This window comes from Mesorhizobium sp. M0800, from assembly GCF_040320095.1.
Taxonomy (GTDB): domain Bacteria; phylum Pseudomonadota; class Alphaproteobacteria; order Rhizobiales; family Rhizobiaceae; genus Mesorhizobium.
The window spans coordinates 63,336-87,081 of record NZ_JAMYOZ010000022.1; the positions used below are offsets into that span (position 1 = coordinate 63,336).

Genomic DNA, 23,746 nt, shown 5'->3' on the forward strand with positions numbered 1-23,746 from the left:
CAGCCCTGCAAGCAAGCTCGCAGGGCAGGGACAGGGCCGCGCTGACGGTGGTGAGAAAATAACACGCAGCCCTCCTTTCAAGACGTTCGAGTTGTAGAAACTGGCTACACCAAGGGTAGGGCCGATGGCAAGTGGCTAGGCTCCCCCTTCGCCACTTGTGGGAGAAGGTGGCCGCGAAGCGGTCGGATGAGGGGTGCTCCAGCTTGGCACCGACGGCGATCCGTCCAGCACCCCTCAACCGTCTCGGCGCTGCGCGCCGATCCACCTTCTCCCACAAGGGGAGAAGGGAAGCTCGCTACCGTCCCGGCCGTCCCGTCTTGCCGGGACGGCGCTTTTCGCGGCGGGCGTCGGCGGGGTCTTCGTAGGAGCCGATGCCGGCGCGCTGGCGGGCAACAGGTTTGGCGGAATCGTCGCGTTCCTTCGCGCCCCCCTCTGCCCTGCCGGGCATCTCCCCCACTTGGGGGGAGATCGGCTGCGGCTTCGCCGGCACTCTTCCCTCAACAGGCTTTTCTGTGCGCCGCACGGTCATCTCATCCAGCGAATTCTTCTTGAACAGCGGCTTGGTGGAGTCACCGGGGATGCCGAAATCGGAGCCGTGCGCTTCTTCGGCCGACTGTTTCTTGAACAGTGAACGCGACACCGCGCCGGCCGGCGTCGGCATGTCGGTGCCCGGGCCCATGGCGTTGAGCGACGGCTTGGCAAACAACGGCTTCTTCACCGGCACGGCGCCATCGGCACCCATTTCGTCGAGCGCCGGCTTGCGGAAGAGATTGGGGCGGGCCGCCTCTTCGGCGGCACGTGCCTCGTCGAGCTTGCGGAAACGCTCCTGTTCCTCTGATGTGCGATGTTTGGCCACGCCCTTGTTGTGCTTGCCCTTCTCGCGGCCCGAGACCGGGCTTTCCATGTCGGCATATTTGGCCAGCGGGTCGTCGGAGATGGACAGCTCCATCTCGCGCAGCCGCTTGATCTCGTCGCGAATGCGGGCGGCCTTCTCGAAATCGAGGTTGGCGGCGGCGTCGCGCATCTGCTTGTCCAGGGCGTCGAGATGCGCTTTCAGATTGTTGCCCATCATCGCGCCGGCGCTGTCGGTGAACTGCGAGATATCGGCGCGGACATGATCTTTTTCGTAGACCGAGTCCAGGATGTCCGAAATGCGCGACTTGACCGATTCCGGGGTGATGCCGTTGGCCGCGTTCCACTCCATCTGCTTTTCGCGGCGGCGGTTGGTCTCGGCCATCGCCCGCTCCATCGAGCCGGTGATCTGGTCGGCATAGAGGATGACCTTGCCGTCGACGTTTCTGGCGGCACGGCCGATGGTCTGGATCAGCGATGTCTCGGAGCGCAGGAAGCCTTCCTTGTCGGCGTCGAGAATGGCGACGAAGCCGCATTCGGGAATGTCGAGGCCTTCGCGCAGCAGGTTGATGCCGACCAGCACGTCGAAGGCGCCGAGGCGCAGGTCGCGCAGGATCTCGATACGCTCCAGCGTGTCGATGTCGGAGTGCATGTAGCGCACGCGAATGCCCTGCTCGTGCAGGTACTCGGTCAGGTCCTCGGCCATGCGTTTGGTCAGCACGGTGACCAGCGTGCGGTAGCCCGCCTTGGTGGTCTCGCGGATTTCGCCGACAACGTCGTCGACCTGGCTCTTGGCCGGGCGCACTTCGACCGGCGGATCAATCAGGCCGGTCGGGCGGATGACCTGTTCGGCGAAGACACCGCCGGACTGCTCCATCTCCCAACCGCCGGGCGTTGCCGAAACCGCGACGGAAAGCGGGCGCATGGCGTCCCACTCCTCGAAGCGCAGCGGCCGGTTGTCCATGCAGGACGGCAGGCGGAACCCATACTCGGCCAGCGTCGCCTTGCGGCGAAAGTCGCCGCGATACATGCCGCCGATCTGCGGTATGGTGACGTGGCTTTCGTCGACAAAGACCAAAGCGTTGTCGGGGATGTATTCGAACAAGGTCGGCGGCGGATCGCCCGGCTGGCGGCCGGTCAGATAGCGCGAGTAATTCTCGATGCCGGCGCAGGAGCCCGTCGCTTCCAGCATCTCCAGGTCGAAGCGGGTGCGCTGCTCAAGCCGCTGCGCCTCGAGCAACCGACCGGCCCGTTCGAGTTCGACCAGCCTGTGCTTGAGCTCTTCCTTGATCGACTTGATGGCCTGGTTCAAGGTCGGGCGTGGCGTCACATAGTGCGAATTGGCATAGATCTTGACGCTCTTCAGCTCGCCGGTCTTTTGGCCCGTCAGCGGGTCGAATTCGGTGATCGCCTCGATCTCGTCGCCGAACAGCGAGATGCGCCAGGCGCGGTCCTCGAGGTGAGCCGGGAAGATCTCGATCGTGTCGCCGCGCACCCGGAACGAGCCGCGGACGAAATTGATGTCTTGGCGCTTGTATTGCTGGGCGACGAGGTCGGCGAGCAGCGCGCGCTGGTCGAGCCGGTCGCCGATCTGCATCTGGAAGGTCATCGCCGTATAGGTCTCGACCGAGCCGATACCGTAGATGCAGGAGACCGAGGCGACGATGATGACGTCGTCGCGTTCGAGCAGCGAGCGCGTCGCCGAATGGCGCATGCGGTCGATCTGCTCGTTGATCGAGGATTCCTTCTCGATGTAGGTGTCGGTCCGGGGCACATAGGCCTCAGGCTGGTAATAGTCGTAGTAGCTGACGAAATACTCGACGGCGTTTTCCGGGAAGAATTTCTTGAATTCGGAATAGAGCTGCGCGGCCAACGTCTTGTTGGGCGCCAGGATCAGAGCGGGGCGCTGCGTCTCCTCGATCACCTTGGCCATGGTGAAGGTCTTGCCCGAGCCCGTGACGCCGAGCAGAACCTGGGTGCGGTCGTTGCTGCTGACGCCCTCGACGAGATCCTTGATCGCTGTCGGCTGGTCGCCGGCGGGCTCGAAATCCGAGACCATCCTGATGGCGATGCCGCCTTCGGATTTTTCCGGCCGGGCGGGACGGTGCGGCGTCCACAGCACGCCGTCCTTGTGCAGCGGATTGCCGGATTCGATCAGCGCCGACAGCGCCGCGACGGTGGCGGTGACGCCGCCCGAAGCCATGGTCTCGGCCTCTTCCAGGGAGACATCGAGGCCGGCGACAGGGTTGAGACCGGCCGCGGTGCGCTCCCGCGCCGAAGCCGCGCCGCCCATCGAGGTGCCGCGTGCCGTACGGCCGGGGGAAGAGGAGCGCTCGGGGATTTTCTTGGCAGACTTGGCGCCTTCCCTCCCCCTCGAGGGGAGGGTGACGGCGGAGCCGCCGGGTGGGGTCGGTGCGGCAGTACTCGACGTTCCTTTGCGTCCCGCGCTGCCTCCGGCGACCCCCTCTGTCGCCTTCGGCGACATCTCCCCCTCGAGGGGGGAGATTTGGCGCCCTTCCCTCTCGGCTTCCTGCTCGATCTGTTCGGCCCAGTCGGCGATCGAGCCGGTCAGCGGGGCGCCGGTGAACTCGGTCTGCGGCGCCTCGGCAAAGCCGCCCTTGTACAGGGGCTCCGACGCATCGAGGAAATCGGTCAGCGGACTGCGCCGCTTGGGCGGTGAAGCGCGCTCGTCATTCGCCGGCGGAGGCGTTTTCTTGTCGGGGAGTCTGGCCATGGCCCGAATATGGGAGGTATCGGCCAAAATGGAAAGAGCGGAGTGGCCGGTGGCGCGAGGCGCAATTTGGCTCCTGACAGCAGGCTGTCAGGAGTAGCGTCGAAGTGCGCCGCTCAATTAAACCAAAGCGCGAACGTCAGAAACCCGGCGCCGCCGAACTGGCGCTGGATCTGGTTGAACTCCTCGCTGGTGAGAATCTTGCCGCGCTCGAGATAGGGCGCGATGGCCGGGCCGGTGATCGACAGCACCAGGTCGAAGGTTTTTGGCTCATCAAAGAAGCGCTTCATGTTGATGCCTTTGTCGGCGATGCGGAAATGCGGCAGCAAGGTGCGGCCTTCCAGCAGATCCTCGGCCATGGCCAAGGCAGCGAGCCAGGCCTGCACCTGCTGCTCGCCGACTTCGAGACCGGTCAGCGGGCTGGCGCCTTTCTGCTGCGGCCCGGGCAGCCATTCGCGGTCATTGTCGGTTTCGGCGCGGATGGCTTTCCAGTCCTCGCGCGACAGCCGGATCATTTCCATGAGATGGCGGCGTGCCGCTTTCCGGCGCTCAGGCTCGACCACTTGCCAGTTGATGAGATGCACCAGGGAGATAAAGTCGGCTAGGCGCCATTCGGACGTCAGGATGCCGCCATTCGTGCCACCGTCCAGCGGCACGAGCGTATCCTGCAGCGGCAGTTTTGCGCGCGGGAACAGCATGTGGAAGGAGCCGTCGAACGTGTTTCTGAAATCATGCGCCAGCCAGAAGTCGGCCTGCGCCATCAGGAACTCGGCATAGCCCTGCAGCCAGTAGCCGTCGGCGCGGTCGAAGCGGAAGGTGAGGGCGGGTGCGGCCGCGTCTGGCGCACCGCCGCCGCGTGACAGAGACGCCATGATCGCCGCGGCGCTTTCGTCCGGCGCGATCGTGCCGTCCTCGTTGAGGTCGATGCCGAGGCGGGTGAGGTCGATGACCATGCCGATGTCCGCGTCGGCGGGTACCGAACCCAGCGTGGCTGCGGATTTCTCCAGCCGGTCGCGGAAGGCGACGAGAATGGCGCGGAATTGTTCGTAGGTCAGCGGCTCGGGATTGGCATTGTCCGGCACCGGCAGCCGCATCAGCGGCAGCATGAACGATTGCGGGCTGTCGAAACCGTGGCGGTGCAGACCGCCGGCCAGTATCTCCAGCGCGGTGAAGAATTCGCCGGCGCCGGCGGCATAGGCGGCTGCCGGATCGCCTGGCGCGGCGGCTTCCAGAGCGGCAAGAGCGCTGTCGCGTTCGGCTACGATTTTTGCCTCAAACAGGGCCGCCGCTTCGGGAGCCGCGGCGCTGGGTAAAGCCAGCGGCAGGAGAAGAATGATGGCGCACGCCACCAGCCTGGAAAAACGCTTCATCGTGATCGCCCCTTTTGTCGCTCCGCACGAACCATACACGCATTTGGCTCACGGCGCCTGTTACCTTCGGACGGGCCGGTCATCCTTTCATTTACGCTAACAGTCGAAGCTTCAATCAATCCGGCAGACGGTCTACACCAGGGCAAACCATTGGGCGTCGCGTGTCGAACTATCCGCTTTCCTACAAACTGTCCTGGCTGCCACGCTTCCTCCGGCCTTCGCTCGATGGCGACGCGCGCGGCTTTGCTCCGGCGGCCGCAGCCCTGCTCGAACCACTGCCGGCGCGGACGGTGCGGCTGGCTTTCGTCGGCGATATCTCGGCGGTGGCCAATCGCCGCGCGCCGGACTGCGATCCGGCGATTGCGGCACTGCTTGCCTCGGCCGATCTGGTGGTCGGCAATTGCGAAAGCCCGGTGGTGGAGCGGCCGAGCGCTGTTTTGGGCACCAGGCTTGGCACGCACCACGCGATGAGCGAGCGGTTCCTTGCCGAGGCGCTGGCCGCCGCCGGCATTTCGCGTGAAAAACTGGTGCTGTCGCTGGCCAACAACCATGTGCTCGACCAGGGTATTGCCGGCTTTGACGAGACCGTCGCCGCGCTGGAGCAATTAGGCATCCGCACGATCGGCACTGCGGCTCCGGTCGAGCGGTTTGCGGTTGGTTCGCTGACGATAGGCCTTGCCGCCTTTACCTTGTGGCGCAATACCGACGAGGCTCAGTTCGCGGGCCGAGTCTCGATGCAAGCCGATCCGACGCAATGGCCGCACGCTGCCGCTTCGGGTGTCGACCTCCTCTGCGCGGTGCCGCATTGGGATTGGGAATTCCGGCATTTTCCACGTGCGAAGACGCGGGCAATGGCGCGACTTCTGGCCGAACATGGCGTCGGCCTGATCGCCGGACATCATGCCCATGTCGTGCAGCCGATCGAGCGGATCGGCAAGACGCTCGTTGCCTATGGGCTCGGCGATTTCATCGGCACCGCCTTCGCGCGGCAGCCATGGCCCGGCCGCATCGGCGCCATTCTCGTCGTCGACATCAGCGACGATCCCGGCACGCGCGGGGCCATCGCCGCCTACCGGCTGCATGCCTTCATGCGGCTGCGCGCCGGCGATCACGAGCGGCTGGTTCCGGTTGAAACCCTGGCGGGAAAATCCAGGCAAAGGGTTCTAGCCCGCCTCGATGCGGTCTTCGGTGCCGTGCGCTGACGCAGTCCACCAAACCGGCTATCATGCCCAGCGCGGGCAGGCTTGTGGCGGCGGGTGGGTGATGGAAACTGCGGATTTCATGCCGAGCGAAGCGGTGATCGCCGGCCTCAGGAAGAACATCGAGGCCTATGAGGCGCAACGAGCTTCGGCCCATCGCCGGACGCGCTGGCGGGTGCCACTTTTCATCGGGCTGGTGCTGGTGTTCGTGGCGTTTGTGGCCTGGCTCTTCAACGGCGTTGCCGACCCCAACGAGCAGTGGTTCTCGACCCCGCATGTGTTCCTCTATATCGGCGGCTTCCTGGCGGCGATCCTGCTCTATTTCCAGGCGATCAAGCCAGCGCGCAAATTGCAGCAGTCGTTCCGCAGCACGCTGTTGCCGATCATCTTCGGCTTCATCGAGGACATGCAGTACCGGCACAACGTCAAGCCGAATTCGTTCGACCGGCTGCCGCGCGAGACGGTTGGTCCGTTCAACCAGCAGTCTTTCGACGATGTTTTTTCCGGCCGGTACGAAGGATTTCCGTTCGAGCTTTACGAGGCAGATCTCCGGGAAGGAACGGGCAAGAGCACGACGGTGGTATTCAAGGGCGTCATCGTCGCCTTCGAGACGATCGTGCCGTTCCCCGGCACATTGGTGGCCGCGCGCCGGACCAACAAAGTCCTCGGCTTCTTCCGCGGCATCTTCGGCAGCAAGATGCAGGAACTATCCAGCGGCGTGCCGGAGCTCGATGCCGCCTACGAGTTCCGCACCGACAATATCGAGGCGGCGCGGCCGCTGGTGACCGGCCGGCTGGCGCAGGCACTGGAATGGCTCGGCGAAACCCGGCCGAACGATCCGGCGCGGGTCGCGCTCAGCGGCAGCGACGGTTTCCTGCTGCTGCCGCAGGAAAGGAATTTCTTCGAGCTGCCGGATATCTCCACGCGCCTCGACTACACCAAGCATGTCGCGCCGATGATCGCCGACATGGCCACGATCCTGGCGACAGCGGCGCTGGTGCGAAAGATCGGCGTGAAGGATGTAGAGGCCGGTTGAACTAGAATTCAGCCGTCAACAATCGAAGCCATAGTTCTGGCGATAATAGTCGGCGTCTTCCTTCGACATCTTTTTGAAGAGAACGCAGACAGTGAAACTTCCCACCCGGCGGCCGTTCTTCATGTAGCCCCAGTCGGAAATATCGTCCCGGCTGAATTCGATCTCCTGGCCTGCCACGACGTTGTGCACGGTCTGCGGCACGTTGTCTAAGGTTCCTGCAAATCCGGCCGCCGTCCGGTGGAAGGGAAAGACCCAGAAATGTTCAGTGGCGTCCCCGTCCCTGACCACGACTTTCAATTGGAAGTCGGCCGTTCCGGATGGCGGTGCGTCGGCGAATACCAGGAAGTCGTCGAGACTGGCACGCGCCTGCTCGATAGCGGCTGCCATCTCCGGATCGTCGCCAGCTACGCTGACGACCTTGTCGTCGCCTTGACCAGGAGTCTGCGCGTCGGCTGATACCGGAGCAAACGCAAGCAACAGGGCAAGCGCGATACGGGCTGCAAGCTTCACGATGCGACTGCTTTCGACATTTTCGCCAGACAAACCGGATCATCGTTCGCCGAACGTCTGATTGGCAACTGGTTTTGGTCTCCATCGGGCGCTATTCCTGGGACAGTGGGGTGGGGCTATGATCGAGGAACGCAAGGGGTTTCGCCTGTCGCGGCGGCTGCTGCTGGGTGCGGCGGTGGTCGGCGGCGCGATGCTGTGGGGCGGGACGACCGTGGCGCGGCTGGCGCGCGGTCCGTCGGGGCAGAAGAATTCCGGGCGCATCGCCGACATTGACGGGATCGACCTGGCGCAGAAGCCGCTGGAGGGCCCGCCAGCCTACGATCCGGCGCTGCCATGGCTGACCAAGGGCGGCAACATCAACGATGCCAGCGGCCTGTCGATGACACCGGTCTACGGCGTTATCGAAGTCAGCGAGGAAGACCACATCGCGAGCGCGCTGGCCCTTGCCCGCGCCAATAGCCTGAAGGTCTCGGTCGCGGCGGTGCGCCATTCGATGGGCGGCCACGCCTTCGACGACAACGCGCTGGTCCTCGACATGCGCAAATTCAACAAGGTCAGTGTCGACCCGACGGCGAAGACGATCACCTTGCAGCCGGGCGCGCGCTGGCACGACATCCAGAACCTTTTGCACCCGCGCTTCGCGGTGAAGGCGATGCAGTCGACCGACATCTTTTCGGTCGGCGGCTCGCTGTCGGTCAACGCGCATGGCATGGACCACCAGGCCGGCTCGGTCGCCGGCTCGATCCGATCGATGCGGGTGATGCTGGCGGACGGTTCGGTGACGACCTGCTCACCGGCCGAAAATACCGAGTTGTTCCGCCACGTCGTCGGCGGCTACGGCCTGTTCGGCGTGGTGCTGGAGGCGACGCTCGACATCGTCGACAACGCCGTCTACCGGACCTCGCGCGAGATCATCAAATCGGACGATTTCCCGACGTTCTTCGCCGAGGTTCTGGAGCCAAACAGGGCGATCGGTCTGTTTTATGGGCATCTGTCGACTGCGCCGGGCAATTTCCTCGAGGATATGATCGTCTACCGCTATGACAAGGTGGCCGACCAGCCGCCGGCCGACCAGCCGGCAATCGGTGAACCGGGTTCGGTCGGGCTCAAGCGGGTGATCATCAACCTGGCGAAATGGGGCAGCCTGTTCCAGGAGCTGAAATGGTTCACCGAAAAGACGCTGGAGCCGCAATTCGAGAGCTGCACGGTGGCGCGGACGACGGCAATGGCCGAGGGCGAGGCCTGCCTCGTCACGCGCAACAATCCGATGCACGATTCAGTGCCCTATCTGTTCAACGACCTACTCGATGAGACCGACATCCTGCACGAGTATTTCATCCCGCGGGCGGCCTATAACCCGTTCATCGCGGAAGCGCGCGAGATCCTGCGCAACCAGACCCTGCCGGTGCTCAACGCGTCGGTACGCATCGTCCACAAGGAGGATGTGGCGCTGAATTATGCGCCGGAGCCGGCCTATTCGCTGGTGCTCTACATCAATCAGCCGACAGACGCCGACGGCAATGCCAGGATGCGGGCGCTGACAAGGGCGCTGATCGACGTGACGATCAAGCATGGCGGGCGTTTTTTCCTGCCCTACCAGCTCCACTACACAGGCAAGGAGCTGCTTGCCTCCTATCCGGAACTGCCGTCCTTCCTGGCGAAGAAGCTGCAATACGATCCGGGCGAGCTGTTTTCGTCGATTTTTTATCGCGCCGTCAAGGCACTGATCGGCACGGCCTGAAGCGGCGGCTACAGACCGTCAGGCAGCTTCGCCGCCAGCCAGTTCGCCGAACGCCTGGCGATGCCGATCGTTGCCGATGCGGCGCGGCCGAGATCGGTCTTGACCACGGCGTAGCCGGCCTTCGTGCGGTAGAGCACGGCGCGGCCGCCATCGACCGCCGCTTCATAGGCGACCGGCCGGATGGCTTCCGTTTCCGTCGCCGTGGCCTGCGTTCCGACCGCAGCACTGGGCCGATGGCTCAGTTCCGGTGGCAGCGGGTCTGTCGCTGCGGTGCTGGCCGTCGTCAATTCAGGCTCGGAAGCGGTCGCAGCGAGCTGCGATGACGAAGACGAGTTCTGTGTCCGGCAGATGCCGGAGACCAGCGGATAGTCGAAATTGCGCTCGTGCAGCATCTGGCTTTTCATCGCCGCTTCGCATTCGGCGATGGTCGACCATTTGGCGGGCGTCTCGCCGATATATTCGCAAAGCCTGGCGTCGCAGTCGCAGCCGACGATGGTCATGGCGACAAGGGCGGTCTTGATCACGGTCTTGTCCCTCCGAGTTGCCTGGCACATGTGCGCAAGACAACGTGTCTACGGCATCATCAATCGTTGCGGAACAAGGCGGGATTTGGCCGCGATTGTGGAATGAGCGTGGCGGAGCATCACGCAACGTCTTGCCGAGGCCGGCTGTGACCGAAAGGCCTCAGTAATCGTAGACGTGCTCGAGCCTGGCGCCCGCCGTCATCAGCGCCGGCAGCACGATGTGCAGCTTGCGCACGCCGACAGTCAGGCCGGTGCGTCGCGTCGAAGGTTCCGCCGGAAGCGGGTAGCTGAACAAGGTGCGTGCGCCGTCGGGAACATTGATCTCGTCATTGGAAAGCATGGTGACCATGATCTCGTCATTGCCGCCGATCTCGACGAAGGAGACGCCCTTGTCGATCAGGCGAGGGATCATGTCGGTGAACACCTGATAGCGCCTGGTGACGAAGACCGTGCCGTCGGCGCCGAGATCGCGCTCCAGCAAGGTGTCGGGCTCGTTGCGCGTCACCTCGCTGACCGGACCCTTGGCCCAGACGTGAATGTCGAGCAAGGCCGGGTCGGTGGTGGCGGCGAGCGCCGACTTGATCAGATCGGCGTAGCCCTGCTTGATCGTGTCGGCGAGGCCGAAGGCGAGCTTGCGTTCGCCGGTGCGGACGGCGCTGTCGCCCGCTGCCGGCTGGACGGCAAACAGGCCGGCACGCTTTTCGGTATAGGGAAACTGGTACCACGGCACCTGGTCGAGAAAACCGGCGTAGTCGGCCGCGACCTTGGCCTGGTAGATGTCGACGGCGGTGCGCTTGCCGGCTGTCGCTTCGGTAATGCGGCCGACCGTATTTTCATAGGCCCACTGGATGGCGTGCTCGATCGTGTGGCTGGTGCCGATGATCACCAGCATCTGGTGGTTGTCGAGGTTGAACTTGTAGGCGGAGCTGGCGCGGATGACCATCGCATAGTCCTGCCAGAAGCGGCCGATATAAGAGAGATAGGGAAAACCGGTCGGCTGGTTCTTGCCGACGAAGCCGGCATATTCGCGCGCGGCGTAGACGATGGCCCATTCCGGATAGGTGAGAAAGGTCGATTCCTCCGGCCGCTGGTAGCCGGGAATCTCGGCACGGACCTTGTCGGCCAGCGCCTTCGGCGGGGCACCCTCGGTGACGCCCGGCAATGGCGTTGTGTCCAGCGACGGCGTCGTGAGAAAGCCGTAGGCCAGCCCGGCGATCGGGATCAACACGACAATGACGACGAGCCAGAGGATCGCCTTGATGATGCGCTTCAGCCAGCGAAACAGGAACATGGCCGGTCAGGCCGTGGCGAAATGGTCGTACACACGTTTCGACAGCCAGAACCCGACGTAGACGGCGAAGCCGCCGATGACGATGTGCGGCAGGTTGGCGAAGAAGCGGGCCGGGAATTCGATGTCGTTCAGGGAGCGGAAGCCGTTGATGAAAATGCCGCCATCGAGGCAGCCGGAACCGGTGACCAGGCCGAGCACGCCGTCGAACAGATAGACCGAGCCGAACAGCTTGAAATAGAACACCGCCTGGCGGTGCGAGATGAAGGCGGCGGCCAGCGCCCAGACGCCGGAGAAGGCGTGCAGCAAATCGTCGTACCATTGCAGCGAGAACAGGCCGAACAGATTGCCGCCAGCGTCGTTGAAAGCCGGCACATAGCCGATGGCAACAACGCCGAAGAACAGGAAAGCATAGGCAACAGCAAGCTTCTGGATGAGCGTCATGAAATGTCCCCCTGCCATCAGCCCTTTTAAACGGCCCCCGACGGCAAATGGATAGTAGCTGATTTTGGCGCAGCGTGAAGCGTCGCCGGCAAAATCGTCAGGCGGGGCCACAAAGACAGTCGGCGCCGGGATTTCTCCCAGCGCCTCCCTGTCAGATCAGGACACGGTCGCGGCAGCAACTCCCGAAAGATGTCGCGCCATGCCGGCCTTGATTTTGACGGTCCTGCCAGTCGCCACCCGAGGGCAGCGTCCGTTCCGGACCACGCCGGTCTCCGCTCTTGCGAGCTTTGCCCAGCGCGCCATCGAAGGTTTTTGCCGTCCTTCATGGCAGCATCGGTCCGCCGTCGGCGTTCGCACGCTTTCCGCGGCCCCGTAGGTCTCGGCGTCCATCCCTCCAACAAGCAAGCCTGTTCTCGTTCAGGGCCGTACGGGCCTCAGGAAATCCGCCGTTCCGCTTTGCCTTTCGGCGTGGCGATCGGTAGCCGCCTGAGATGGGTTTTAACGTACGTCGGATAAGCGTTTGGCGGAACTGCCGCATGCCTGTGGATAGCGGGATTATCGGGGACTGACCCTGCCAAATAGCGACTTTCCGATCTCTGCCACCGCCGGTCGGGATTTGCCGCCTCGATGCCGAAGCCGCATTGTCGGGTAATCGACCCTTGCCCCGCGGCCCGGCGCGGGCTTCAATGCCGGCAAATGATTGGAAGGCGTGTTCGATGGCCTTGGGGAGGCAGGCTTGAAGGTCGCGGTGGTTCTCAATCCGATCGCCGGCGGCGGCAGGCTCAAGCGGCATTGGCCCGAGGTTGCGGCTTCGCTGAAAAGACATTTCGGTGATTTCGAGCTGCGTGAAACGCAGGCCGAGGGGGATGCCGAACGGCTGGCGCTCGACCTTGCCGCCATCGGCTTCGAGCTGGTGATCGCGGCCGGCGGCGACGGCACCGCCAGCGAAGTCGCCGACGGGCTGCTGAAGGCTTTCCGGGAAAGCGGCCGGACGGCCGAACTTGGGCTGCTGCCTTGCGGCACCGGCATCGACTTCGCCCGCGGGCTCGGCCTGTCGAACAATGTCGATCTGACGCTGAAGCGGATTGCCGAGGCCAAGCCGCGCAAGATCGATGCCGGCTGCATCAGCTATGTCGACGACCATGGCGCACTGGCCAGCCGCCATTTCATCAACATCGCCAGCCTGGGGCTTTCCGGCGCTACCGACCGCGCGGTCAACGCCGACAAGCGCAAGGGCAAGGTTTCGGCCAAGGCACTGTTCTACTGGCGCACGGTCTGGGAATTCCTCCGCTATCGGTTCCAGGAGGTTGCGATCACCGTCGACGACGGTGCCCCGGTTCAGGCGCGCATGGCGCTGGTCGCGGTGGCCAACGGCAAATTCTTCGGCGGCGGCATGATGATCGCGCCCGACGCCGAGCTTAACGACGGCGAGTTCGACATCGTCATCCTGCGCGCCGCCGGCAAGCTGAAGCTGAGCTGGGACATCCGCCTGCTCTACGGCGGGCGGCACCGCAACCATCCTGCGATCACCATCCTGCGCGGCAAGAAAGTGGTTGTCGAGCCGCTCGGCGATGTGCAAAAGAACGCCGCGCTGATCGACATAGACGGCGAATCGCCGGGTCGCATACCAGCGACTTTCGAGATCCTGCCCGGCGCATTGACGCTGAGATATTGAATCAAGGCGTTGAGGGATTGATTCAAGTTCTTTCGGCGGTGATTCCGATCCTGCGTCCAACGCGTTGAAATCGCGTGACATTGTCGCCCGCTCGACAGGTCACGGCATCAACGGTGTCTGCATCATCTGCAAATGCAGGTCCTTGCCGGTCCAGGGATGCGCCTCGCAGACGGCTTCGTCGAGTTCGACACCGAGGCCTGGCTCCTTCGACGGGATGACGTTGCCGTCCTGCCATTCGATCTTCTTCTTGAGCAGCTTCGCGTGAAAACCGTCCCACTGTTTCAGCGATTCCAGAATGAGGAAATTGGGCAGCGTCACCGCAAGCTGGATGTTGGCGGCGCCGACGATCGGCCCGCAATAGCAGTGCGGCGCGACCTGGATGTGATAGGCCTCGGCCATGGCCGCGATCTTCTTGGTTTCGAGAATGCCGCCGGAGCGGCCAAGGTCCGGCTGCAGAATGGTCGCTGCACGGTTCTCGATGACGCGGGCAAATTCGAATTTCGTCGTCAGTCTTTCCCCGGTTGCGATGGGGATCGAAGTGCCGCGCGCCACTTGAGCCATGACCTCGGGCATGTCGGGCGGCACTGGCTCCTCGAACCACAGCGGATCATAGGGCTCGATGGCGCGGGCCAGGCGCAGCGCGCCCGATGCGGTGAACTGGCCGTGCGTGCCGAACAGGATGTCGGCGCGCGTGCCGACCGCCTCGCGGATCGCCTTGACCATGCGGGCGGAGAGGTCGATGTCGACGAGGCGCGGCTGGTGGCCGTCGAAGGCGGTGTAGGGACCGGCCGGGTCGAGCTTGACCGCGTTAAAACCCTGCTCGACATATTCGAGCGCGCAGGCGGCGGCCAGATCGGGGTCGTTGTAGACGTTCTTGCCGCGGGCGTCCTCGGAGTGGACGCTGCCGCTGTGCGGGTAAAGGTAGGTATAGGAACGCAGCGTTTCGTGTACCTGGCCGCCAAGCAGCTTGTAGACCGGCTTGCCGGCCTCTTTGCCGATAATGTCCCAGCAGGCGATTTCGAGCGCCGAGAAACAGCCCATGCCCGACACGTCGGGGCGCTGGGTGAAGCCGGACGAATAGGCGCGGCGGAAGAAGGTCTCGACGTCGTGCGGATCGCGGCCGACGAGATAGCGTTCGGCCATGTCCTCGACCATTTTTGCGGTGACATGGGCCGAGAAGGTGGCGTTGTAAGCTTCGCCATAGCCGACGACGCCGCCATCGGTGGTGAGCTTGACGAAGATAAAATACTTGCCGCCGATGCCGGGCGGCGGATTGCCGACCACCCAGGTCTTGACGTCGGTGATTTTCATTTCTGATCCTCCAGTACCAGTTCGGCGCCCTTCCATCCGGTCATGATAGCGGCGGCGTTGGTGTTGCCGGTTATGTTGTCGGGAAAAATGGAGGCATCGATGACGCGCAAGGCCTGGATGCCGTGCACCCGCAGGCGCGGATCGACGACGGCGCGCGCCGGGTCCGGCCCCATGCGGCAGGTCGAGACCGGGTGGTAGACGGTGCCCGAGCGCTTCCTGAAATCCTGGATCAAATCGGAATCCGAGGTGATCGACGGACCCGGCAAAACCTCCTCCTCGATGATCTCGGCCATCGCCGGCATGGAGGCGATCTTCCGGACGAATTTCACCGCCGCCAGCATTTCAGCGACATCCGCCTCGGTCGAAAAGGCATTGGCGACGATTTTGGGATAATCGCGCGGATTGGCGGAGCGGATCATGATTTCGCCGCGGCTCGACGGACGGCAATTGGACAGCCCGATGGAAAAGCCCGGCCATGGATCGGGCGTCAGGATCGGCCGTTCGCCGCTCTTCGGAATGACGGTCGAAAACGCCTGGAAATAGAGCTGCATGTTGGGCCGTGCCGCGGCCGGATCGGTGCGAAAGAAGCCGCCGGCATTGTTCATCGACAGTGACAGCGGGCCCGACCGCAAAAACACGTATTGCATGCCGACCAGCAGCTTGCCCCACCATGGGCGCAGGATCTGGTTGAGCGTCGGCAGCCTGCCCTTGAAAGTGTAGTTGATGCCGACATGGTCCTGCAGGTTTGCCCCGACATTTTCGTTGGCGTGAACGACAGGAATGCCCAGACCAGCAAGAAGCGCCGATGGACCGACACCGGAGAGCTGGAGAAGTTGGGGCGAATTGACCGAGCCACCCGACAGGATGATTTCGCGGCCGGCGCGGGCCATCTTGGTCACGCCGTTCTGGAGGTACTCGACGCCGACGGCACGCTTGCCCTCGAACAGGATCTTTGTCGCCAGCGCGTTGATCTCGACGCGGACATTTTTGCGCTTCATCGCCGGGCGCAGGAAGGCGCGCGCCGCCGACATGCGGCGGCCGTTCCTGGTGGTGATCTGGTAGACACCGACGCCTTCCTGGGAGGCGCCGTTGAAATCCGGGTTGAGCGGCAGGCCGGCTTGATTGGCGGCGGCGAGATAGCGCTTGGTGAGCGGATGGACGGAGGTCGAGCAGTCGGTGATATGCAGCGGCCCGCCGACGCCGCGCCATTGGTCGGCGCCGGCCTGGTTGTCCTCCAGCGCCTTGAACGCAGGCAGCAGGTCGTCGAAGCCCCAGCCGGGATTGCCGGCATCCCGCCAGGCATCGAAATCCTCGCGCGCGCCCCTGATCCAGACCATGGCGTTGATCGAACTCGAGCCGCCGAGCAGCTTGCCGCGCGGCCAGTGGTCGACATTGCCGGCGAGGCCGGGGTCCGGCTCGGCCTTGTAGTTCCAGTTGACCGCCGGGTCGAAGAAGGTCTTGCCGTAGCCGAGCGGCATCTGCACGTAGAAGCGGCGGTCGCTGCCGCCGGCTTCCAGCACCAGCACCGAGAAGCGGCCGGAAGCCGACAATCTTTCGGCCAGGACCGAGCCGGCCGAACCGGAGCCAACGATGATGAAATCATAGGTCTGCATGGTGGCTGCGGCTGGCTCCGGAATTCGGCTCTAACCTAGGCTTGGGCGCGACGCGGCGTCGCCGGGTCTTCCGGCATCCGATGTGAAAAAAGCGACTGGTGATATTCGGTTTGAATGGCCGCTTGTTGCCGTAGTTAGTTTTGCTACTGCAACAATTATACGTGTTTTTAGCAATCAATGCCGATGTGTTCGAGCAGGGATGACCGAAGGCTGCCGTTCGCGCTCGGTCATTGAATTGATCCGCACGATCAGTAATGTTCGCCGGTGACGCTCAACATTTACGATTGCCGTTGAAGAGGTTAGATGTTCTCCCGCTTGATCGAAAGATTTCGTCGGCAGCCAGACCTCGGTCGTGCGCCTCAGCGTGGTAAAGCGTTGGGCGACATTGCCGCTGGAGCATTGGAAGGCGGCTTGGCATCCGATTTTCAACGAGTAGGGGATTTGTTCTGGGTTGGCCGTCCAACAGATCACATACGCTATCTGCTGAAATTTCAGATGTTGAAAGGCATGACCTTCTCCGCCTGTTGGGGCGTCTCGATCGACTTTGTGCCACTTTTCAGAGGCGGAAGCCTCCGGTGGAAAAGGACGGCGAAGTCAGCGAATTTTGACCTTTGCATTGACCCGATAGATTCATCGGGCCGGATTCCCAACTGGTGCTCATTCTATAGTAGCGATAGCTCCTATCAGGTTGAACGCGCAGCTTTGGCGGCGCTCAATGCTGCCCAGCAGGACTGGTCCAGAATCACCGCACTAAAGCACGTTGCTGCTAGTTTCGAACGACGATCCAAGATGAAATTTCGACGTTTTTCGTTGGAAAACTATGTGCAAACAGACCTCGCCTGGGGCTTGGCCCTTGTTGCCGTTGGAGACGCGGGTCGGGGCCAGCATCACATCGATGCATTTTGTGAGCAATTTGCCGTTGCGCCGGAGACGACCATCCTCGCAAAAGCGAGAAGAGAAGCGGGCGCAATAGCGGCTGGATGACAACTTTCCACCCATAGCCGAAACTTCAAGCTGCGATCACAGGCGATGATCGGCAATCTGCTTGAAATCATAGCGCATGATCGGGCGGGCCGGCGTTCTGCGAGCGACGACCCTGAACCCGGCGCGCGCGAAGGTGGAGGCATATCCGCTGCCGGAAGCACTCGGCGATACGTCGGCCTCGAAAGGATAGGCTTCGAGTGCCGGAGCATTTGCGCGCCTTGCGACTTCCAGTGCTTCCGCAATCAGCTGGAATGTTACGCCCCGCCTGCGGTATCGTTTTCGCACGTAGAGGCAGGACAGGGACCAGACCGGCCTGTCGTCCACGCGCTTGAGCTGCCATAGCCGATCGAGCCAGGGCAGGGCATCTCGCGGTGTCACCTGACACCAGCCGACAGCCACATCGCCGTCGAAAGCAAGCAAACCCGGAGGCGGACCATGCTGGACGGCTTGCCGGAACGCTGCCTTGTTTTCCTCGCCGGGTCTCTTTCGGTAAGAACGACCGATCCGTCCGTACATACACCAACAGCGACTGCAGACGGCGCTGTCACCGAACAGGTCCTCGAGCGCCGGCCACAGATCGGGCGTTAATGGGCGAAAGCCAAGTTCCATGTCAGCCGTCATCCGCTACCTACCTTGCCCAGTCTAGCCTGAGCTACGCGTTAGTGCATCATAGGTTGCGGTCCATGCGGGGGATGTTCGAAACGGGGTTTCACTCAGTGCTCCATCTCAGCGCAGAAAACCAAGCACGGCCTCCATGAATTCGGCGGGGTACTCGACGTTCGACAAGTGGACCGCGGGCAGGACAACCAGGTTCGCGCCGGGCACCGTCGCCGCGATTAGCTCGCTATGGCTGGCGGCTGTCACAGTGTCGTGCCGGCCGGCAATCACCAGCGTTGGCCTGGAAATCAGCGCTACGGTTCGGCGAAGGTCCGCATCGCGAACCGCCGCGAACAAGCCAGCCAAGCCTTGCCGGTCGATAGCCAGCAGCATGGCGCGAAATTCTTCGATGACGGGCTCGTTTGCCGCCAGCATACGCGCAGGAAACCAGTTGCTTAGGAACATCTCGGCGGTTTCGGACATATCCGGCGCCTGCAGCACGGCGGCAATCCGCTCGTCGAACTGCTTTGCCGGTCCGAGGTAGGATGAGGTGTTGCTCAGGATCAAGCGCTCGATCCGCTCGGGTGCGTGGATGCCGAGCCACTGCCCGACGAAGCCGCCCAACGACAGACCGAGGAAGTGTACGCGTTCAATGCCCAGGGCGTCGAGCAACTCGATCACGTCGCGGCCAAGCCGGTCGAGCGAATAAGCGCCGGCCGGAACGCTCGACCCTCCGTGGCCGCGAAAGTCATAGCGCAGAACACGGAAATGCTTCGACAGCTCGCCGACCTGCATGTCCCACATCCGCAGCGTGGTGGCGATGGAATTCGACAGCATCAGCACGGGGTTCCCGGCGTCGCCGTCGATGCGGTAGGCGATGCGGGTACCATCGCCGACGGTCACGAAATCCAGCTCATTCATGGTGAATGCACCTTCCTTCTTGGCGCGTTGAATGTGGCAAAGCCTAGCTGCGGCGCGCTTTTGAGGATATTACAAAGATAGAACTATCTCTGTAATAGAAGCTGACATGGCCGAATTCACCTTGCACGACCTGCAATGCTTCGACGCCGTGGTCCGCTGCGGCGGCTTTCAGCCTGCGGCGGCCATGCTGCATCGGTCGCACCCGGCGGTGTTCGCCGCCGTGGCAAAGCTGGAGCGGCAACTCGACCTCGTTCTTTTGGATCGCAGCGGCTATCGCGTGCGCCCCACCGAGGCAGGGCTGTCGTTCCATCGCAGGGCACAATCGCTGCTGCGCGAGCTCGAGGGCTTGCGGCTTCATGCTGCTCAGCTGTCAATGGGCGAAGAAAGCGAGATCCATGTGGTGATCGGCGACCTTTGCCCGCGCCCGCAGGCACTGGGCATGCTCGGACGGTTCTTCGCCCAGTGTCCGGGCACACGCCTGCACCTGCATTTCGAGGCGGTGGGCGGCCCGTGGGAGCGCCTCTTCGATGACGAAGCCGATTTGATCCTGCACTGGATCGACAAGAGCGATCCGCGGGTGGAATGGATCGATCTGTGCAAGGTGCCATTCGTTCCCGTAGTGGCGTCGGGCTTTCTGCCGGAGCGGATCAAGCACCTCATCACGCCGGATCAGATGCACGCGTTCACCCAATGTGTCATGCGCGACACGGCCCGCCATTCACCGCAACAAGACTACTTCATGATCGAGGGTGCGCCTCAATGCATGGTGGCCGATCAGGGCATGAAGAAGGAAATCATCCTGCAAGGCCTCGGATGGGGCCACATGCCCCGCTTCCTGATCGAGGAGGAACTGCGCGACGGACGCCTGCAATCCGTTGCCGGCCGTCATCTGCCAGGCCGCACCGAGGAGTTGGTGGTGGCGCGCCGCCGCGACCGGCCGCACGGGCCGATCTCGAACCGTCTGTGGGATCATATCGAGCAAGAGGCGCCGACGTTGCGCCGAGCGCTCGAACCCCGGCAACCTGTCCAGTAGGCGAAGCCAGGGCTCGGCGAGGCCGTTTAGCGGACGGCCGAACCAGCAGCCTTACCCGCTTAAGTCGATTGCTGCATAAGCTGCAGCAGTGAACTGCATCCCATCGCTATTCCCGCTGTTTATGAGGCGGATTATTGATGTCGCAAGGAGTTGGCCATGACCCGCGCCGACCACCGCCGAAGGGTGGTCCGAGCGGTCGGCATCCGCCCCGGCAGCGACGACGTCTGGGACTAGCTTCATCTGCAATTCGAAGGACAAGACCATGAATATCGACCGTCGAACGTTCGGCATCGGCACCTTTAGTGCCGGCGCCCTGCTACTTTCCCCGATCAGCCTCTTTGGGAGCAACGCTGCGGCTATCGCCGCCCGGTCTCCGGCTTCGCTTGCGAGCGCCCACAGGTTCATGCTCGGCGACCTCGAGATCACAGCACTGAGCGACGGCTACCTCAATCTCGGCCTCGAACTCTTCCCTTCCGCAGATACGGCTGCCGCCGAAGCGCTGCTGGCAAAGGCATTCCTGCCAAAACCACTCCCGACCTCGGTCAATGCTTACCTTGTAACCAAAGGTGACAGACGGGTGCTGATCGATACCGGCACGGCATCGGCGATGGGGCCTATATTGGGACATATACCTGAGGCGCTCGCCGCCGCTGGCGTCAGGCCGGAAGAAATCGACACGGTAATCATCACCCATCTCCATCCCGACCATGCCAACGGCCTTGTCGGTATTGGAGGCAAGGCCGCCTTCCCGGCAGCGGAGGTCGTGGTTGCCGCGCCGGAATTCGCTTTCTGGCACGATGACGGGATCCGGTCCAAGGCGCCCGACCAGATGAAACCGTACTTCGAAATAGCGCGCAAATCGCTGGTGCCTTACCATGGCAAGATCCGGAAGATCGAAGGCGAGGTCGAGATCGCACCCGGGATCAGCGCATTGCCTGCGCCTGGACACACGCCGGGGCATCTCGCGCTTCGAATTGGCTCTGGTGACGCCAACCTGCTGCTCTTCACTGACGTAATCCACGCCTCCGCGCTGCAATTTGCGCATCCGGAATGGGCAATCGCCTTCGACGTGGACCAGGAGGCCGCAATCGCCACACGCAAGAAGGTGCTCGACATGGTGTCGGCGGATGGCCTGCTCGTCGCAGGCATGCACCTGCCCTTTCCAGGCATCGGTCATGTTATTCGCGAGGGCAATGCCTACGCCTACGTCCCGACGCCCTGGCCCGCTTTGTGAAGCACGCCTATTGGTAAGCTTTCTTACCTCGGCCATGGAATGCAATCCTGCTGGTGCGCTCGTCTAGCTCCGCACAGCATCTTTTCAACACTGTCGACCGATAGCCGAACCTCAGGCCGCGACACTGTTCAGTGGCGCGTTGACCTGTCCGTGCCATGACGATACGGGATCGGGACAATCGGCTTCGAGAGGATTGGCCAAATGGTGCATTACGCGGACGGGCGGCCGATCGGCGATCTGACGCTCAGGACGCTGGCCATGCCTTCCGACGCCAATGCGGCAGGCGACATTTTTGGCGGTTGGGCGATGGCGCAGATGGATCTCGCCTGCGGCATCCGCGCCGCCGAGCGCGCCAAGGGCCGCGTGGTGACGGCGGCGGTGAAGGAAATGTCCTTCGCCAAGCCGATGAAGATCGGCGACACGCTGTGCATCTATACACATGTCGAACGCGTCGGCCGCACCTCGATGACGCTCAAGGTCGAGGCCTGGGCGCAGCGCTATCTCTCCGACCTGATGGAGAAGGTCACCCATGCCGACTTCGTCATGGTGGCGCTGGACGGCGAAGGCAAGCCGAAGGCGGTTCCGGCCGAAGGCTGACCCGGCCTGATTCCAGAAGACGGATTTAAACAGCCGTCTCTCCCGCGCGGGGGATGCGGACAGCGATCCCGCGTGGTCTTTGGCTAACGGGTTCCCGCATGCGCGCCTGCAGCGCGACCGACGGGATCTTGGGAGGAAAGACAATGCGTCAACACATGCTGAACGCTGCCCTGGCGGGTGCCTTTGCAGCCTTGCTCTGCCTGTCGTCCGCAAGCGCTTTGGCCGAGGTCAAAAAAGGCGATCCAGGCGCCACCTGCACGTCGGAAAACCGCACCATCAACGGGCAAGCGGCCAAGTGCGAGATCTGCTCGGCGACGAAATGCGACACCAGCGGCACGACGGTCAGCAATTGCCGCAAGGAGACGACCACGACCTGCACGATTGGCGGCAAGGTGGTCAGTCCCAACCCGAAATGGAATCGGATCGAGAAGCTGCCGAAGAGCAAGATGCAGTTACAGCAGTAGGGCTCGTCCGGAGGATCCCGACAGGTTCAAACCCTTGCAGCACAAGGGTTCAGCTGTGCATGGCGTCGAACTTCTCGCGCGCCGCCTTGACGCGCTCGGTGTTCTTGCGTGCCCATTCGCCGAGCGCATCGACCGGCACCAGCAGTTCGTAGCCAAGATCGGTCAATTCGTAGTCGACCCGCGGCGGGATGGTCGGGAACACGGTGCGCGTAACGAAGCCGTCGCGCTCGAGCCCGCGCAAGGTCGTGGTCAGCATCTTTTGCGAAATGCCGCCGACCGCGCTGCGCAACTCGTTGAAACGCAGCGGCCCGTTGCCAAGCTTGCCGACCACGAGCACCGTCCATTTGTCGCCGACGCGCTGCAGGATTTCCGAGATGGCGCGGCAGTCCTCGGTGCGGTGCGGGTGCCTTGGTAACAAAAAAGTGCCTCCTTGCACATTGAGCGGCCAGTTACTCATATAGCTCAGGTATCTAAACGATACCAGTATTCCCGTAAGGAGAGCCCCCTCTATGTCAAAACCCAAAATCGCCATCATCATTGGTTCAACCCGCGCGGCCCGGTTTGCCGACGTCCCGACCCAATGGATTGCCAAGATAGCCAAGTCGCACGCCGACATCGACGTCGAAGTCGTCGACCTGCGCGATTTCCCGCTGCCGTTCTTCGATGAGGTCGCATCCTCCGCCTGGGTGCCGTCGCAGAACGAAGTGGCGCAGCGCTGGCAAAAGAAGGTCGCCGGATTCGACGGCTTCATCTTCACCGCCGCGGAATACAATCATGGCCCGACGGCCGTGCTGAAGAACGCCATCGACTACGCCGCCAACGAGTGGAACAAGAAGCCGGCCGGCTTCGTCGGCTATGGCAGCGTCGGTGGCGCGCGCGCGGTCGAGCAGCTGAGGCTGCATGCGGTCGAGTTGCAGATGGCGCCGGTGAAGTCCGCCGTACACATCGCCTGGGCCGATTTCCTAGCCGTCAAGCAAGGCGACAAGAAGCTCGATGAGTTCGAGCACCTCAACCAGGCGGCAACCGCGCTGGTCAACGACATTGCATGGTGGGCCAGGGTGCTGAAGACGGCGCGTCAGGCCGATGCCGTCGCCGAGGAAGTCAAGGCGGCCTGAGCACAGGTTCGAGCAGTCCTCCCAAGGATTAATTCTCCCAAGCATTGGGGCGGCGCATGCGCCGCCCTTTTTGTTCACACGGCATGGGCGTCCTGCGCTTGCCGTGGTCTGATGATGCAATCGGCAAGGCGGTCCATCTCATTCAGCTCGTCGGCGTGATGCTGGCCCCACTGGCAAAGTGCCAGCAGGATCGGCTCGAGGCTGAGGCCGAGCCGCGTCGCCGAATATTCGACGCGCGAAGGTATCTCGGCAAAGATCTCGCGGCGGACGAGGCCGTGCTCTTCCATTTCGCGAAGCTGCTGGATCAGCACTTTCTGGGTGATATCGGGCATCAGCGCCTGCAGCGCCGACAGCCGCCGGGGCGCGTCGAAGAGATGGTACAGGATGACCGCCTTCCAGCGGCCCGAAATCACTTTCAGCGCGCGCTCCGCCGGCAGCATCGGCAGTCTCTTGATCGGCTTGGCCATGGTCACCTCCCGGTCAGCAGCGGACAAATCGGTGTGTAGT

General features: G+C 63.0%; 22 protein-coding genes. 10 read left to right on the forward strand and 12 right to left on the reverse strand.

Translation table 11 applies throughout. The features are described 5' to 3' along the window. Nucleotides 1–295: 295 nt before the first annotated feature. Complete coding sequence (uvrB, locus tag NKI18_RS22915; RefSeq protein WP_352615590.1) at nt 296–3,586, reverse strand: excinuclease ABC subunit UvrB; 3,291 nt, start codon at nt 3,584–3,586, stop codon at nt 296–298. Between the two features lie 113 nt (nt 3,587–3,699). Next, nucleotides 3,700–4,953, reverse strand: coding sequence for a hypothetical protein (locus NKI18_RS22920; protein ID WP_352615593.1), 1,254 nt, complete (start codon nt 4,951–4,953; stop codon nt 3,700–3,702). Nucleotides 4,954–5,114: 161 nt separating this feature from the next. Here NKI18_RS22920 and NKI18_RS22925 point away from each other — a divergent pair, with 161 nt between their 5' ends. Further along, the gene (locus NKI18_RS22925; RefSeq protein ID WP_352615595.1) at nt 5,115–6,155 is read left to right on the forward strand and encodes a CapA family protein; all 1,041 of its coding nucleotides are present in this window, start codon (nt 5,115–5,117) and stop codon (nt 6,153–6,155) included. Nucleotides 6,156–6,216: 61 nt separating this feature from the next. Further along, nucleotides 6,217–7,188, forward strand: coding sequence for a hypothetical protein (locus NKI18_RS22930; protein WP_352615598.1), 972 nt, complete (start codon nt 6,217–6,219; stop codon nt 7,186–7,188). A 15-nt stretch (nt 7,189–7,203) separates the two neighbouring features. Here the strand turns inward: NKI18_RS22930 and NKI18_RS22935 are convergent, their stop codons facing one another. Continuing rightward, entirely contained in the window at nt 7,204–7,698 is a 495-nt protein-coding gene (locus tag NKI18_RS22935; RefSeq protein ID WP_352615600.1) for a YegJ family protein, read from the reverse strand. A gap of 118 nt (nt 7,699–7,816) precedes the next feature. Here NKI18_RS22935 and NKI18_RS22940 point away from each other — a divergent pair, with 118 nt between their 5' ends. Beyond that, the gene (locus NKI18_RS22940) at nt 7,817–9,439 is read left to right on the forward strand and encodes an FAD-binding oxidoreductase (protein WP_352615603.1); all 1,623 of its coding nucleotides are present in this window, start codon (nt 7,817–7,819) and stop codon (nt 9,437–9,439) included. Nucleotides 9,440–9,447: 8 nt separating this feature from the next. Here the strand turns inward: NKI18_RS22940 and NKI18_RS22945 are convergent, their stop codons facing one another. The 3 genes from NKI18_RS22945 to NKI18_RS22955 all read right to left on the reverse strand — a co-directional run bounded on the left by NKI18_RS22945 (nt 9,448) and on the right by NKI18_RS22955 (nt 11,695). Next, on the reverse strand, nt 9,448–9,963 hold the full coding sequence (locus NKI18_RS22945) for a hypothetical protein (RefSeq protein ID WP_352615606.1): 516 nt from the start codon (nt 9,961–9,963) through the stop codon (nt 9,448–9,450). 160 nt (nt 9,964–10,123) lie between these two features. Further along, complete coding sequence (locus NKI18_RS22950; protein ID WP_352615608.1) at nt 10,124–11,254, reverse strand: hypothetical protein; 1,131 nt, start codon at nt 11,252–11,254, stop codon at nt 10,124–10,126. A gap of 6 nt (nt 11,255–11,260) precedes the next feature. Next, nucleotides 11,261–11,695 (reverse strand): DUF4383 domain-containing protein, encoded by a 435-nt coding sequence (locus NKI18_RS22955; RefSeq protein WP_023719157.1) that lies wholly within the window; start codon nt 11,693–11,695, stop codon nt 11,261–11,263. 736 nt (nt 11,696–12,431) lie between these two features. On the opposite strand from NKI18_RS22955, the gene NKI18_RS22960 reads away from it, so the two are divergent. Further along, nucleotides 12,432–13,370, forward strand: coding sequence for a diacylglycerol/lipid kinase family protein (locus tag NKI18_RS22960; protein ID WP_353020618.1), 939 nt, complete (start codon nt 12,432–12,434; stop codon nt 13,368–13,370). 99 nt (nt 13,371–13,469) lie between these two features. On the opposite strand, the gene NKI18_RS22965 is transcribed toward NKI18_RS22960, so the two are convergent. Both NKI18_RS22965 and NKI18_RS22970 read right to left on the reverse strand, forming a co-directional pair. After that, nucleotides 13,470–14,681, reverse strand: coding sequence for a mandelate racemase/muconate lactonizing enzyme family protein (locus NKI18_RS22965; RefSeq protein WP_352615614.1), 1,212 nt, complete (start codon nt 14,679–14,681; stop codon nt 13,470–13,472). Further along, nucleotides 14,678–16,294 carry a GMC family oxidoreductase gene (locus tag NKI18_RS22970; RefSeq protein ID WP_352615617.1) on the reverse strand — a complete coding sequence of 539 codons (1,617 nt, stop codon included), beginning with the start codon at nt 16,292–16,294 and terminating at the stop codon, nt 14,678–14,680. The genes NKI18_RS22965 and NKI18_RS22970 overlap by 4 nt, the downstream gene beginning before the upstream one ends. A gap of 303 nt (nt 16,295–16,597) precedes the next feature. Between NKI18_RS22970 and NKI18_RS22975 the strand changes: the two genes are divergently transcribed. Next, nucleotides 16,598–17,278 carry a hypothetical protein gene (locus NKI18_RS22975; RefSeq protein ID WP_352615619.1) on the forward strand — a complete coding sequence of 227 codons (681 nt, stop codon included), beginning with the start codon at nt 16,598–16,600 and terminating at the stop codon, nt 17,276–17,278. A 36-nt stretch (nt 17,279–17,314) separates the two neighbouring features. On the opposite strand, the gene NKI18_RS22980 is transcribed toward NKI18_RS22975, so the two are convergent. Both NKI18_RS22980 and NKI18_RS22985 read right to left on the reverse strand, forming a co-directional pair. Beyond that, complete coding sequence (locus tag NKI18_RS22980) at nt 17,315–17,899, reverse strand: GNAT family N-acetyltransferase (protein WP_352456947.1); 585 nt, start codon at nt 17,897–17,899, stop codon at nt 17,315–17,317. A gap of 105 nt (nt 17,900–18,004) precedes the next feature. Then, nucleotides 18,005–18,796, reverse strand: a complete 792-nt coding sequence (locus NKI18_RS22985) for an alpha/beta fold hydrolase (RefSeq protein WP_352615622.1) — start codon at nt 18,794–18,796, stop codon at nt 18,005–18,007. Nucleotides 18,797–18,902: 106 nt separating this feature from the next. Here NKI18_RS22985 and NKI18_RS22990 point away from each other — a divergent pair, with 106 nt between their 5' ends. From NKI18_RS22990 to NKI18_RS23005, 4 genes are all read left to right on the forward strand, one after another. After that, nucleotides 18,903–19,829 carry a LysR family transcriptional regulator gene (locus NKI18_RS22990; protein WP_352615624.1) on the forward strand — a complete coding sequence of 309 codons (927 nt, stop codon included), beginning with the start codon at nt 18,903–18,905 and terminating at the stop codon, nt 19,827–19,829. A gap of 262 nt (nt 19,830–20,091) precedes the next feature. Continuing rightward, entirely contained in the window at nt 20,092–21,063 is a 972-nt protein-coding gene (locus tag NKI18_RS22995; protein ID WP_352615627.1) for an MBL fold metallo-hydrolase, read from the forward strand. 201 nt (nt 21,064–21,264) lie between these two features. Further along, entirely contained in the window at nt 21,265–21,660 is a 396-nt protein-coding gene (locus tag NKI18_RS23000) for an acyl-CoA thioesterase (RefSeq protein ID WP_353020624.1), read from the forward strand. Between the two features lie 143 nt (nt 21,661–21,803). Beyond that, on the forward strand, nt 21,804–22,124 hold the full coding sequence (locus tag NKI18_RS23005) for a hypothetical protein (protein ID WP_352456951.1): 321 nt from the start codon (nt 21,804–21,806) through the stop codon (nt 22,122–22,124). A 49-nt stretch (nt 22,125–22,173) separates the two neighbouring features. On the opposite strand, the gene NKI18_RS23010 is transcribed toward NKI18_RS23005, so the two are convergent. After that, complete coding sequence (locus NKI18_RS23010; RefSeq protein ID WP_023678378.1) at nt 22,174–22,542, reverse strand: winged helix-turn-helix transcriptional regulator; 369 nt, start codon at nt 22,540–22,542, stop codon at nt 22,174–22,176. 91 nt (nt 22,543–22,633) lie between these two features. Here NKI18_RS23010 and NKI18_RS23015 point away from each other — a divergent pair, with 91 nt between their 5' ends. Next, a complete protein-coding gene (locus NKI18_RS23015) occupies nt 22,634–23,239 on the forward strand; it encodes an NADPH-dependent FMN reductase (protein WP_023678377.1) in 606 nt (201 codons plus the stop codon). A gap of 74 nt (nt 23,240–23,313) precedes the next feature. Here NKI18_RS23015 and NKI18_RS23020 read toward each other — a convergent pair whose 3' ends face one another. Further along, nucleotides 23,314–23,706 (reverse strand): winged helix-turn-helix transcriptional regulator, encoded by a 393-nt coding sequence (locus NKI18_RS23020; protein WP_352450464.1) that lies wholly within the window; start codon nt 23,704–23,706, stop codon nt 23,314–23,316. Nucleotides 23,707–23,746: the final 40 nt, after the last annotated feature.